7 protein-coding genes are annotated in these 15,059 nt (G+C 44.0%); all 7 read left to right on the top strand.

Going from position 1 to position 15,059, the window contains the following annotated elements:
* The first annotated feature begins 84 nt into the window (after positions 1-84).
* The gene (locus AAAT87_RS10260) at positions 85-3,609 is read left to right on the top strand and encodes a SusC/RagA family TonB-linked outer membrane protein (RefSeq protein ID WP_349226357.1); all 3,525 of its coding nucleotides are present in this window, start codon (positions 85-87) and stop codon (positions 3,607-3,609) included.
* 3 nt (positions 3,610-3,612) lie between these two features.
* Positions 3,613-5,034 carry a RagB/SusD family nutrient uptake outer membrane protein gene (locus AAAT87_RS10255; protein ID WP_427865636.1) on the top strand — a complete coding sequence of 474 codons (1,422 nt, stop codon included), beginning with the start codon at positions 3,613-3,615 and terminating at the stop codon, positions 5,032-5,034.
* Between the two features lie 38 nt (positions 5,035-5,072).
* Positions 5,073-6,260 (top strand): TlpA family protein disulfide reductase, encoded by a 1,188-nt coding sequence (locus AAAT87_RS10250; protein WP_349226356.1) that lies wholly within the window; start codon positions 5,073-5,075, stop codon positions 6,258-6,260.
* A gap of 151 nt (positions 6,261-6,411) precedes the next feature.
* A complete protein-coding gene (locus AAAT87_RS10245) occupies positions 6,412-7,695 on the top strand; it encodes an L-cysteine desulfidase family protein (RefSeq protein ID WP_349226355.1) in 1,284 nt (427 codons plus the stop codon).
* A gap of 312 nt (positions 7,696-8,007) precedes the next feature.
* The gene (locus AAAT87_RS10240) at positions 8,008-11,184 is read left to right on the top strand and encodes a SusC/RagA family TonB-linked outer membrane protein (protein ID WP_349226354.1); all 3,177 of its coding nucleotides are present in this window, start codon (positions 8,008-8,010) and stop codon (positions 11,182-11,184) included.
* Positions 11,185-11,217: 33 nt separating this feature from the next.
* Positions 11,218-13,227: a RagB/SusD family nutrient uptake outer membrane protein gene (locus AAAT87_RS10235; protein ID WP_349226353.1), complete on the top strand. Its 2,010-nt coding sequence runs from the start codon at positions 11,218-11,220 to the stop codon at positions 13,225-13,227.
* Positions 13,228-13,560: 333 nt separating this feature from the next.
* Positions 13,561-14,913: an ATP-binding protein gene (locus tag AAAT87_RS10230; protein WP_349226352.1), complete on the top strand. Its 1,353-nt coding sequence runs from the start codon at positions 13,561-13,563 to the stop codon at positions 14,911-14,913.
* Positions 14,914-15,059: the final 146 nt, after the last annotated feature.

Genomic DNA, 15,059 nt, shown 5'->3' with positions numbered 1-15,059 from the left:
TTTCATTATTTTTTGAAAGTAGATGTTACCGATTCGCTGTCAGAAACGTATTTTTATTATAGTATTAACGAAAAAGAGAGAAATATGAAAGAAATAAAATGTGTATTCATGTTTGCTGTCCTGACTTTATGGATGGCATTGCCTGTAGGAGCACAGAATGCAAAGAGAGGCATCACGATGTCGCTCGTTAATGAGTCTTTGGCTTCTGCATTGAGAAAAGTACAGCAGGAGTCGGATTATAAGGTGAGTTTTGTGATAGAGGACGTAAATCCCTATACCACAACGGTTCATCTGAAGAATGCTTCTGCCTCAACTGCCGTAAAGCAGATTTTACATGGTAAACCTTTCACTTACTCAGTAAGTGGTAAGTTTATTACCGTCAAGAAGGTTTTGCAACATAAAACTGCAGCTGAAGCTACAGATAATGGAGCTGCCATCCGCCCCCTCTCAGGAACAATTACCGATGAGGATGGAGAACCTATGATTGGCGCTTCTGTTGTAGTGCCTGGCAGTCCTTTTGGAACCGTGACTAATACGGATGGTAATTTTGAGTTTTATATTCCTAAAGGATGTCATGAGGTTACGGTTTCGTATGTCGGTATGAATGACCAGAAGGTAAAGGTGGCTGGTAGGGATCATGTGAAGATTGTGATGTCTGAAAATAAGACCATACTTGGTGAAGTGGTTGTAACGGGTTATCAGACAATCTCTAAGGAGCGTGCAACCGGTGCTTTTACCAAGGTAACAGCTGATGAACTGAAAGACAAGAGGTTGGGTAATCTCTCTACTGTGCTGGCTGGCGAGGTTGCCGGATATAATGACGGCATGATTCGTGGCGTAACCACGATGAATGCCTCTGCTTCTCCTCTCTATGTCATAGATGGCTTTCCAGTAGAGAAAACTAAGTTGACCGGCAATGGAACTGGTGATATTACCGAGGAAATCCCTGATTTGAATATGGATGATATTGAGAGTATTACTGTTCTTAAAGATGCTGCTGCTGCTTCCATCTATGGTGCTCGTGCTGCCAATGGTGTCATTGTCATCACTACCAAGAAATCGGCAGCTAAGGGTAAGACCAATGTCTCTTTCAATGCTTCTCTTACCTGGCATCCTTATTCTTATTATACAGATTATCTCGCCAATTCTTCTCTTGTTATTGACTTGGAGAAGGAGTGGGCTGCGCAGAATCCGAATCTTGCAGGCAATGGAGCTAAGGTATACGCTCAGAATATGTTGGATCAGAAAATCTATACGAGCGCGGGTATCTGCAATATCTTGAATTATTATGCAGGCAATATCTCTGAGTCAGAAATGAATGCTAAACTGACTGATTTGGCAGGAAAAGGTTATAACTACTATGACCAGATGAAGAAGTATGCTAAGCGCGATCCGTTGTATCAGCAGTATAATATGAATATTGTAAACAACTCGGTGAATAATCTCTTCAAGGCTTCGGTCACTTATAAGTATAATACCCTTGAAGATAAGTATTCCAATAATCAGAGTTTAGGTATCAACCTTACCAATACTTCTCATTTCACAAAATGGCTTTCTTTGGATTTAGGTGCTTACCTAAAGGTGGGCGAGGATCAGACACAGAACTACAATGTCCTTTCTCCTGGATATTCTGTTTTGCCATACGATAATTTAGTGAATGCTGATGGCTCTTGTTATACCAAGCCGATGAGTGAGAGATATGATGCAAGTACTTTGGCTATCTATCAGAAGTATGGTCTTTATAATATGGATATCACTCCTTTGGAAGAGCTGGATCGTCAGATTACCACCAACAAGGAGTTGGCTTTACGAACTTTTGCCCGTCTGAATGTACAGATTCTGCCCTGTTTGAAGTATGCTGCTTCCTTCCAGTACGAACGAGCTTCATATCGTGGTGAAAACTGGGCTGATAAAGCTTCTGTGCAGGTTCGGGGTGTGGTAAACGGGTATGCAACCGATAATGGTGATGGCTCTGTCAATTATGTGATTCCTTATGGGGATATCCTGGTTCGTTCAGACCAATATACCTCTGCTTATAACTTCCGTCAGCAGTTGAGTTTTGATCAGACTTTCAAGGATGTTCACAGCGTAACTGCTATTCTGGGCACGGAAACCATCCAGAACAAGCAGGAATTGCATCGAGACAAACTGTTTAACTATGATTCTCAGATGTTAACATCCAATATGGTGAATAATGCTGATTTGTTGAAAGGTATAGCGGGTGTGCTGGGATATAAATCTATGACTGCGACTGATTTGTCTGCTTCTTATGAGAATGTAAACCGTTATGTTTCGGTATATGGTAATGCTGCTTATACTTACGATGACCGTTATAGCTTGACTGGTAGTTTACGATGGGACCGCTCTAATCTCTGGGGAACCAGTTCGAAGTTTCAGAACAAGCCTATCTGGTCGGTAGGTGCCAGTTGGATTATCAGTAAGGAGAAGTTCTTCCACGCAGATTGGGTCAATTATCTGAAATTCCGTGTTTCTGATGGTATTGCCGGTAACGTATCTAAGAATTCTGCCCCTTATATGGTGGCAAGCTATAATAATAACGGGCATGTGGGAGGTACACAGGGATATGTGCAGTCGCGTGCCAATCCGATGCTGAGCTGGGAGAAAACCAATACCTTTAATATAGGTATCGATTTCTCGCTCTTTAAGAACCGACTCAATGGTACTGTAGAGTATTACGACAAGAAGGGTACCGACCTCCTGGCTTCTTCCATGGGTGTACCTACTGAAGGTTGGGGCTACAGCACCTATACCATCAACAACGGCGAGATGTACAATCGTGGTGTAGAAATTTCCCTGAGTGGTGAGGTTCTGCGTACCAGGGATGTCTCATGGAGAGCCAATATGACTTATGCTTATAATAAGAATGAGGTGACTTATGTAAATGTAAAGGCGCCGGTTTATATTCTTCAGTTGGATTACCCTTCGGCTTATCCTATTATCGGCAACGAATATAATGCAATCTATGGCTATAAGTGGGCTGGATTGAGTGAAGAAGGATTGCCACAGGTGTATAACGAGAATGGTGAGAAGGTAACTAATCAGCCAACGACATTGGATGCCATCTCTTACATGGGTACTACTACTCCTAAGTATAGTGGATCTTTCGGAACCAGTATCAGCTACAAGGATTTCGATTTCAGTATGCAGTTCCTTTTTGCGGGTGGTCATAAGATGCGCAATGCCAATCCTGCTTTCCTCACTTGCAGTTTTTCCAGCGTAGGATATATCTCCAATATTGCGGGAGCTAGTGCCGGACTTGCTAATCGTTGGCAGAAACCAGGTGATGAGGCTTATACCAATGTGCCAAAGGCTGTTTTTGCCGAAAGTGGTTTGTCAGCATCTTCTTTGTATAGTACTTATTTTTATTCTGATATCAATATCCTTGATGCCAGTTATATTCGTCTGAACAACATTTCTCTGGCTTATCATTTGCCAAAGTCGCTGTGCCGTTCGCTCTATATGCAGAGTGCCCGTGTTCAGGCTAATGTGGAGAATCCGTTCTTCTGGGCAAAGACCAAACAGGCTAAGTACCAGCTGGGTGGTTATAATGCCACCAACTATGTGTTAGGCATTTATCTCAACTTTTAAATAATGAAGAAAATGAAACAGAAATTAGTATATATGGTGTTGTTGCTGGGCATGGTTATGGGACTTGCCTCTTGCGATAACTATCTCAATATAGAACCAAAGGGCAAACGCATCCCTAAGTCGCTCGCCGACTATGAGGCTTTTCTCCGTTACGAGTATGGTACTCATCGCATGCCGGTTTTGCAAACGTGCTATTTGCTTAATGATGAATATCTCACCAATTCGTATGCCAGTTATTATCCGATGTATAAGGCTAACTACAATTGGGAGGAGGAAACCGATCGTGCCTATTGGAACTCTGCAGATGAGAGTACTTATTATGTGGCTTATGGCACTATCAATACCTGCAATCTGATATTGGAAGATGTGCCTAATACAACAGAAGGTACTGAGAAAGAAAAGGCTGAGGTGATGGCATATGCCAGAGTGTTGCGTGCGATGAACTATTTCAATCTCGCTAATTATTATGCTGATACCTACGAGCCTTCAAATGCTGCCAGTAAGTTGAGTGTGCCTCTGATTACAAGCAGTCTTCAGAATGCTCCTTATCATCAGGCCACCATTCAGGAAATCTATGAATTTATTTTGAATGATTTGAACACGTCGGTAGCTGATCTTCCAGATATGGGTACCACGCTCCTCCATCCTGGTAAGGGAGCTGCCTATGCTATGTTGGCACGTACCTATCTTCAGATGATGAACTATGAAAAGGCGTTAGAGTTTGCTGATAAGGCTCTTGCCATTAACGATAAGTTGGTTGATTGGGTTGGATTCTATAATGATAATAAGGGTGTGATAGGCCAAGAGGGTGTTTATCCTTCTTTGAAAACGCCATTGGGATTTGATAGCCAGGACTGTTATAATTTCAATTATGCCGATAATAGTTCCAACTATGCATCTGCGATATTCAAGATACCGGTAAATCGTGCTGCCGGATTCGAAGAGGGAGATGCTTATTTCTTGAGCAATTGGAAACTAAGAACGATGGGTGCAGAAACTTATTATCAGGGGTTGACCAATGGCTATATCAATCTTGCTGGTATGAGAACCGTGGAGCAGTATCTTATCAAGGCTGAATGCTTGGCTCGTAAGAAACAGTTGACAGATGCTATGGATGTGCTCAATGAGGTGCGTAAGACATATATCCTTCCAGAGAAATATCAGCCACTATCGGCGTCCTCTGTGGCAGAAGCTATCCGGTATATACGTCAAGCTAAGGATAATCAACTTATCTTCTCTATTGTGCCGTTTGGCGATGCTCGTCGCTTAAATGCTGAAGGTACCTATGCCCGCACGCTGACAAAAGAGATAGATGGCAAGCAGATAAGTCTTGCTCCATCCTCTCATCTCTGGACCTTCCCATTCCCTAAGGGAGCCATTGATAATCCTGGCAACGGAAGTTTCGTACAGAATGTGGAGAAGTAATGAACGTTAAAATAAATCTTTCTAGTAATTGTACAAATATGATTTTTAAAAAAACAATTTTCTCATTGGCATTGGCGCTCATCTCTGTGATGAGTGCTCATGCTCAGAATGCAGACGAGTGTATCATTGATGCAATCTTGAATGGTGTGCCTGATGGTACGGAAATGGAAGCCGTCCTGGCTGCTACCCATCGTAATGAGAAACCTCTCGCTAAAGGTGTGGTAAAGGGTGGAAAACTTACTTTAACCATCCCTGTTACAGAGGCTCGTTTTATCGGTGTCGGTCCAAGAAACGGTGTTTTCACTTTTAGTCTGATGACCAAAGGTGGCGAAAAAGTGCAGGTGTCTCTCGATGCCAAACCCATCAATGATGGGGTGAACACAGGTTTTTATACCAGCAATGTAAAGATTTCTGGCAGTGCTATGAACGATGAATATCAGACAAAAATCGGTTCAGTGAGGGATATGCTTGATAAGATGTATAAGGATATAAACGATAAGCATAAAAAATTGATTGCAGAACAGAGCAAGGCTTACCAGGCAAAGGATAAAGCTAAGATGAAAGTTTTGGAAGATAGTGACGAGAGAAAAGAGATGGCTACCGAACAGAAGAATTTCTTTGATACGGTAGAGTCTTCTTATGGAAAGTTGTATTCAGACAACAAGGATTCCTGGTGGGGACCTTTCGCCATGCTTTGTACCTTGAACTATTTCACCAAGGAAAACTCCAAGGAATGGAATTCGTTCTCAGAAACTGCTAAGAATAGCTTCTATGGAAAGTTGCTCAACGAGCAGATTAATCCAAAGGGACTTACAGGTGAGACTTTGCCTCAGTTCGAACTCCAGCAAGTTGATGGTTCTAAGGTGAGCATGGCTTCTTGTGTAAAGGGAAAGAAGTATTATCTGGTTGATTTCTGGGCTTCATGGTGTGGACCTTGCCGCAAGGAAATTCCTAACCTCAAAAAACTTTATGAACTGTATAAAGGAAAGGGACTGGAAATAGTAAGTGTTTCTATCGATAAGAATGAAACTGCTTGGAAGAAAGCGCTTGCTGAGGAGAAACTTTCTTGGCCTAACGGACTTGACCGTGCCGGTATAGCTGATTCTTATAAGGTAAAGTTCATTCCTGCCATCTTCCTGGTAGATGGTACTACAGGTGAGTGTATTGCTGAGAATATCCGTGGTACGGAATTGGCTGCAAAGTTGGCTGAACTATTCTCGAAATAAGATATTTAGACGAAAAGTTTGGCTAAAGTGCTCCATTTATATAAAGATAAACCGTATTTTTTCGATAATATCGTGAAATACGGTTTATTTTTTGTATTTTTGTACCCGAAATAATGGTAAGAACGTTATTTATATAAAAGTTATATAGATTATGTTAGAGAAAAGTAAGCGTGAGCGCATCATTGCGCTCGTTAATAAAGAGGTGGTTCCTGCCATCGGCTGTACCGAACCGATGGCTGTGGCACTATGTACAGCCAAGGCTGCTACTACATTGGGCAAGCGCCCTGAACGTATTGAAGTTCTTCTGAGTCCTAATATGCTCAAGAATGCGATGGGTGTCGGCATTCCTGGCACGGGTATGATCGGTTTGCCTATCGCCGTATCGCTGGGTGCGCTCATCGGAAAGCCTGAATATCAGCTGGAAGTGTTGAAAGACCTCACTCCCGACAGTCTGGAGCAGGGCAAACAATATATCAAGGATGCGGATATCAACATCAAACTGAAGCAGGGTGATGTGGATAAACTCTATATCGAGGTAATCTGCTATGCCGGCAACGGCAGAGCTACAGCTATCATTGCCGGTTCTCATACCAACTTTGTATATGTAGAGCGTAATGGTGAGGTGATTTTTGACAAGCGTGGTGGAGCTGCGGCTGATGTGGAGAATGACGATATCCAGTTGAATCTCCGCTTGGTTTACGAATTCGCAACCACCGCTCCGCTCGATGAGATTTCTTTCATTCTCAAGACCAAGGAATATAATATGAAGGCTGCCGAGGAATCTATCAAGGGCAACTATGGCCACTGCCTGGGCAAGACGATGGACCGTCCGTTGAGTCATGGTATCTTCGGCGATAATATTTTCTCGCATATCATCTCCCGCACCGCTTCAGCTTGCGATGCCCGTATGGGTGGAGCCATGATTCCGGTGATGAGTAATAGCGGCAGTGGTAACCAGGGTATCTGTGCCACCAATCCTGTGGTGGTTTATGCCTTGGAGAACGAGAATACTGAGGAGGAGCTGATTCGTGCCCTGATGCTCAGTCATTTAACGGCTATCTATATCAAGCAGAGTCTGGGTAAACTCTCAGCTCTCTGCGGTTGCGTGGTAGCCAGCACGGGTAGCAGTTGCGGTATCACCTATCTGATGGGTGGTGATTTTACCCGTATCTGCAACTCAGTCAAGAATATGGTGGCAAACCTTACCGGTATGATCTGCGACGGAGCCAAGCCAAGCTGTGCCCTGAAGATTTCGTCAGGTGTGAGCACCGCCTTGCTTTCTGCTCTTCTTTCCATGGAGGGTAAGTGCGTAACTTCTGCCGAGGGTATCGTGGATGATGATGTGGATAAGTGTATCCACAACCTCACCTCTATCGGTGCCGATGCGATGAAGACCACCGATGATATGGTGCTTGATATCATGACACATAAATAATTAGGTATCATGACGCATAAAGAAATAGAAGTGTAGATTTTACATTATTTATAACTAGAAGATAAAAAAGGCTCGCAAGAATTACTCTTGTGAGCTTTTTTTAGAATGTTTTCTTACTTTTTACTTAAAAAGTATTAAAATGATGAATTTTGTTTCATAAAAAAACCGGTTCGTATTAAAAAATAGTATATCTTTGCAGCGTCAAACTTAAATAATTGAATTAAATAACATTGGCTAACTTAAATAAGTAAGCCGAATAACATCGGCTGAATTAAATTATTGGACCAAATAACATTTTTTAAACTATATCTTATGATTAGACAACTATTCACAGTAAGTACTATGATTATGGCTCTTGGTATGACTCCTACTCACGCATATGGGGGGGTGACTCGTATCCAGGAAACTAATCAGTCCAAGAACGGACAATGCACTGGTACCATTATTGACCCTACAGGTGAGCCAGTAATTGGTGCTACAGTTACAGTTAAGGGAAAGCAGGGTGGAACCATCACCGATTTGGATGGTAAGTTCGTGCTTTCTGATGTTCAGCATGGTGCAACCGTTTGTATCAGCTACATTGGCTTCGAGCCGGTGGAGATGGTATGGAAGGGTGGTGCCATCAATGTAACCATGCAGGAAGACAACAAGACTCTGAATGAGGTCGTTGTTGTCGGTTTCGGTACTCAGAAGAAGGTAAACCTCACTGGTGCCGTTTCTACCGTTGATTCCAAGACCCTCGGTGCTCGCCCAGTCAACTCTGTAGTTGACGCTCTTCAGGGTGCAGTAGCCGGTATGAACTTCTCTACACCAAGCAGTGGTGGTACTCTTAATTCAACCAAGTCTTTTAATATCCGTGGTACAGGTACTATCGGTGCCGGTTCTTCTGTATCTCCACTCGTGCTCATCGACGGCATGGAGGGTGATATGAACGCACTCAACCCACAGGACATCGAGAACATTTCTGTATTGAAGGATGCATCTGCTTCTTCCATCTACGGTTCGCGTGCTGCCGGTGGTGTAATCCTTATTACGACCAAGAGTGGTAAGAAGGGTAAGGCTTCTATTAACTACAACAACTCATTCCGTTTTGATTCTCCACTCAACATGCCGGAGATGATGGACTCTTACACATGGGCTAAGTACATGAATGATGCTTCTGTTGCTAATGGTTCAGGTATCTGGTTTACAGATGAAAAACTCGAGCAGATCAAGAAGGCTCAGAGCGATCCTAACATGCAGAAGATGTTCAAGAACAGCAACAACCGTTGGGAGGTTTGGGACGATACTCCAAACTTGCCTCTTGGTAATACCGACTGGCTCAAGGAGCAGTTTGGTACCAGCTTCTCTCAGGAGCATACCTTGAGTATCAATGGTGGTGATGATCGTTTGCAGTACTATGTGTCTGGTAACTATCTCAACCGTGGTGGTCTTCTCCGTCATGGTGATGATAGCATGCAGCGCTATACTATGACAGGTAAGATCAACGCTCAGATAACCAACTGGTTGCGCATGACCTACAATACCCGTTTCTCACGTCAGGACTTTGATTCTCCTGGTGATTTGATCAATGGTACAGATGAGTTCTTCCACAATATGTGCCGTTACTGGCCTATTGTGCCAACTACCGATCCTAATGGTAACTGGTTGCCAGAGTCTTATATCGGACGTCTTCAGGATGGTGGCCGTGCCAAGAACCAGGCAGACCGTCTCGCTCAGCAGCTTTCATTTGTTGCAACTCCTGTAAAGGGTCTGACTCTGAATGCTGAGTTGAACTACCGTATTGTTACACAGTTCAATCACCGTGACTGGCAGACCACATACGGCTACGACTGCGACAATAATCCATACGTAGATAAGAACGCCACATCAAGCGTCTATGAGTATTCATTCAAGTCGAACTATTTCAACCCTAACCTCTTTGCAGAGTACAGCTATTCGTTTGGCGATCACAATATGAAGGTAATGGGTGGTTTCCAGAGTGAGTGGTTCCGTCAGCGCAATATCACAGCGCGTCAGAACGGTATCATGTCTGGTCTTCCTACTCTCGATACAACAACCACCAAGCCAAGTGTAGGTGGTGCATATAACTCATGGACTACAGCCGGTTTCTTCGGTCGTATTAACTACGATTATGCAGGCCGTTACCTCTTCGAGGCTAACCTCCGTTATGATGGATCTTCACGTTTCCTCCGCGAGAACCGCTGGAACTTCTTCCCATCATTCTCTGCAGGTTGGAACATTGCCCGTGAGAAGTTCTGGGAGCCATTGACTGATTACGTAAACACATTGAAGCTCCGAGCTTCTTGGGGTCAGTTGGGTAACCAGAATACTGATAACTGGTATCCTTTCTATCCAACCATCGGCTTCTCTTCTCAGGGTGGCAACTGGTTGATCAATGGCGCTAAGCCAAATACCGCTTCACAGCCAGGTCTCGTGTCTTCTACTCTTACATGGGAGAAGAGCCGTACATGGGAAATCGGTCTCGACTGGGGTGCTTTCAATAACCGCCTCACCGGATCGTTCGGCTACTATCAGCGCAAGACATTCGACATGGTAGGTCCTGCTCCTGAGTTGCCTGTTATCCTCGGTGCCAATCCTCCAAAGGTGAACAACCTTGATATGACATCTAAGGGTTGGGATCTCCAGATTGGCTGGCGTGACGTAATCGGTGAGGTAAGCTATGGTGCATCTCTCGTATTGAGTGATAACCAGGTGGTCATCGATAAGTATCCTAATCCATCTAAGAACCTCGGTTCATATTACGAAGGTGCTAAGCTCGGAGACATCTGGGGCTTTACCACAATCGGTATTGCACAGAGCCAGGAAGAAATGGATGCACACCTTGCAAAGGTTGACCAGAGCGCACTCGGAAGCGGCTGGACAGCAGGTGATATCATGTATGCCGACCTTGACGGTGATGGTAAGGTAAATACAGGCGAGAATACAGCCGGCAAGCCTGGTGATAGAAGAATTATCGGTAACTCTACTCCTCGTTATAACTTCGGCTTGAACCTCGATGCAGCTTGGAAGGGCTTTGATATTAAGGTATTCTTCCAGGGAACCCTCAAGCGTGACTACGCAGCAGGTGGTGCCGTATTCTGGGGTGCTATCGGTCAGGGTAAGTGGCAGGCTACCGGCTTTAAGTTCCACGAGGATTACTGGCGTGAGGACAACAAGGGTGCATACTACCCACGTGCAGACTGGGGTGGTGGCCGCAACATCAAGACTCAGACCCGCTATTTGCAGAATGCAGCTTATGGTCGTTTGAAGAACCTCACCATCGGTTATACCTTGCCAAAGTCAATCACAAGCAAGGCTTATATTGAGAATCTTCGCTTCTTCGTATCTGGAGAGAACCTCTTCACCATCACTAACTTCACAGAGGCTGGTGATCCAGAGCTGATTGGAGCAGGTTATGGCGGTGAGATTGGTAAGACCTATCCATTGTCAAAGACATTCTCATTCGGTCTTAGTGTAACATTCTAACTTATCATTTAGATTATAGAAAGGAAACAATTTATGAAAATTAAATATATTTCAATGCTCTTATTGGGCGCAACGCTCGGTCTGACAAGTTGCGATGACTATCTTGACAAGGAGCCTGAAAGCAACGTGACACCTGCGTCTTATTTCACAAGCGCAGACGACCTGGCGGCCTACACCGTGAATCTCTATGGTGTATTGACAAGTATTGGCCCTGGTAGCTATGGTATGAGTACCTTTGCTTACGATAATGATACAGATAACCAGGCTGGAACCGGTTATTCTAACCGTTGGGTTCCTGGAAACTGGAAAGTAGGTCAGAGTGGCGGTGCCTGGGATTTCGGCAACATCCGTTCGGTGAACTATTTCCTGGATCAGGTACTGCCAAAGTTCGAGGCTAAGCAGATTAGTGGTGCTGAGGCTCATGTACGCCACTACATTGGTGAGGCATACTTCCTCCGTGCTTACCTTTATTTGGACAAGTTGCAGTCTCTTGGCGATTTCCCTATCGTGCTCACAGCGCTTCCTGATGACAAGGAGACTCTTGTTGAGGCTTCAAAGCGCCAGCCACGTTATAAGGTAGCTCAGCAGATTCTCGACGACCTTGACAAGGCACTCGACCTGCTGATGGAATCAGCTCCTGGTGGCAAGAACCGCATCTCTCGCGATGCTGCCCTCCTGCTCCGTTCTCGTGCAGCTCTCTTTGAGGCTACATGGGAGAAGTATCACAAGGGTACTGCGTTTGTGCCAGGTGGTCCAGGATGGCCAGGCAAGACTGAGGATATCCAGGGATTTGACATCGATTCTTCCATCAATCACTTCCTCGATGAGGCTATGAAGTCTTCTAAGGAATTGGGTGATAAGCTCGTTGGCAACCTTGTAGAGAATACGGATGCTCCAGAGGGACAGGATGCAAGTTTGAAAAGTCTCAATCCTTACTTCACCATGTTCTGTGACAAGGATTTGAGTGGCTATAGCGAGGTGTTGATGTATCGTGCTTTTGATAAGTCAAAGGCTAACGTTACCCACAACGTGCAGATGCAGTTGCAGCGCAACGGCGGTGGTACTGGTTGGACACGTGGTCTCGTCAACTCATTCCTCATGCGCAATGGTTTGCCTATCTACGCTGCCGGCTCCGGCTACGACCCAACTTGGGAAAACCAGGGTGTGAAGGCTACCTTGCAGAATCGCGATTCTCGCATCCAGCTCTTCACCAAGATGGATGGATCTATCGAGAACTACACCAGTGAGGGTGCTGTTCCAACCGACCTCTCATGGACAGTAAAGGGCAACAACGAGACTCGTATGGTGACAGGTTTCGCAGTAAAGAAGGGTAAAAACTATGATTCCCAGCAGGGACTCAATCACGACTACGGCGAGAGTGGTAGCATCGTATTCCGTGGCACAGAGGCTCTCCTCAACTACATAGAGGCTTCCTGGTTGAAGAACAATACTATCGACGCTACAGCTGATAAGTACTGGCGTGCTCTCCGCATCCGTGCCAAGGTAGATCCTGATTACAACAAGACTATCGCAGCTACCAACATGCAGGAGGAGGCTAAGTGGGACTTCGGTGCTTACTCTCATGGTCAGTTGGTTGATGCTACTACTTACAACATCCGTCGTGAGCGTCGTGACGAGTTCATCGGGGAGGCTTCCCGCTGGGAGGACTTGATTCGCTGGCGTGCTTGCGACCAGGTAAACGGTTACCAGATTGAAGGTATGAAGTACTGGGGTACTGTTTACGAGGGTACATGGCTCGATGGTACAACCAACCTCGCTATCGTAGATGTTGAAGGAGGTAAGGGTAATATGAGTGATAAGACCATTAGTGGCGACTATATCCGTCCATACCAGATTTCCAAGATTAACAACCAGGTATTTGATGGTTATCACTTTACACCTGCTCACTATCTGTCTCCTATCGCACAGAGCGTATTCCGTCAGACAGCAGCGGGTGACCAGACCGATCTTACCACATCTGTAGTTTACCAGAACCCAGGTTGGCCATTGGTTGCCGGACAGGGTGCAACTGCAGTAGAGTAAAGCGTGTGCACATATTCATTCGGCTTATGTCTTGAAATAAAAAGCTCAAGGCATAAGATACTAAAAAGGCTCGCAAGAAGTTTCGATTTCTTGCGAGCCTTTTAAGATTAAGAAATATTAAAAAACTGGCTTTTCTTTGGAGATAATCGCGGATATGTGTATATTTGCACCATCCGATAATCGCGGATATGTGTATATTTGCACCATCCGATAATCGCGGATAGGTGTGTATTTGTGCTATCCGATAATCGCGGATAGGTGTAAGAAACGGAAAATATTAATCGCGGATAGGTGTATTTATCCGATATAATTAATCTAGGATAGGTGTAAATTATGAGAAGAAAAGTATATGATCAACTCAAGAAATGGAAGGAAGAACAGAACGGAGAAAGTGCTGTTCTCATCAATGGTGCCCGCCGAGTAGGAAAGAGCTATATCGTAAAGGAATTCGCTCAAGAAGAATACAAGAGTTATATTTTGCTTGACTTCAATACGATAGGAAAGAACATAAAATCCTTGTTCGAAACCTACCTGGATGACTTGGATACATTCTTTATGTATTTGAGCAGTTTCACCAATACACCTCTATATCCAAGAGAATCGGTTATTATCTTTGATGAAGTGCAATTGTATCCTCGGGCTCGTACTGCTATCAAGTATCTGGTTGAAGATGGACGCTACGATTATATCGAGACTGGTTCGCTTGTTTCTATCAAAAAGAACGTTGAGGATATCATGATTCCTTCTGAGGAGGAAGAAATATTGATGTATCCTATGGATTTCGAGGAGTTCTTGTGGGCATTGAACAATGAAACCTTGATGCCGCTTATACGAATGAACTTTCAGAAAAAGCATGAGATGGGACAGATGATGCATCGCATGGCAATGGACTATTTCAGACAGTATCTTATTGTTGGAGGAATGCCACAGGCTGTAGCTAAATTTGTAGAAACTCGAGATTTCAATAAGGTGGATCGTGTGAAGCGACAAATTCTTACCTTATATCGTAATGATATTCAAAAGTATGCTTCAACTTATGTATTTAAAGTTACCCAGATTTTTGATACAATTCCTTCTCAACTTCAAAAACATGAGAAGAAATTTATGTTGAAAGCACTTACAGAAGGGGCGAGAATGCGGGATTATGAAACGGCTTTCTTTTGGCTGGCAGATGCCATGATAGTCAATATGGCCTATAATACGACAGAGCCAAGCATCGGTCTTGGAATGAATACCGATGATACGACATTGAAATGCTATATGGCTGATACGGGTTTGCTCATCAGTCATGCTTTCAATGAAAATACGATAGTATCTGAAAACTTATATAACAAGCTTCTGGTAGATAAACTGGAGTTCAATGGCGGAATGATAGTTGAGAATATTGTTGCTCAGATGTTACGTTCGGCAGGGCATAAGCTGTATTTCTTTTCCAAATATAGTAAGGATGATGCCAAAGAAAGGATGGAACTGGATTTCCTGATAGCCAAAGATACAATAACGTCAAAGCATAATATTTCACCGATAGAAGTGAAGTCAACTAATAGATACACGCTCACTTCTCTCAAAAAGTGCATCGCTAAATATGATAGTTATCTGGCCACTCCGTATGTTTTGCATACGGCTGATTTGAAAGTAGAGGAGGGGATTACTTATTTGCCATTGTATATGACAGGGTTATTATAAGTGGTTTTAGTTGAATGGAAAAGGCTCGCAGGAAATCGATATTTCTTGCGAGCCTTTATTATTTGCTAAATAGGGTGTCCAGTTCTATGTTCCAATATTAACTCACTTGTTTGAGTGTTTTGGTTCGTTCTGTCACCCAGTTTTTG

Origin of the sequence: Segatella sinensis (assembly GCF_040095255.1) — a bacterium.
GTDB lineage: Bacteria > Bacteroidota > Bacteroidia > Bacteroidales > Bacteroidaceae > Prevotella > Prevotella sinensis.
This window is presented reverse-complemented; position numbering and strand designations above follow the sequence as displayed.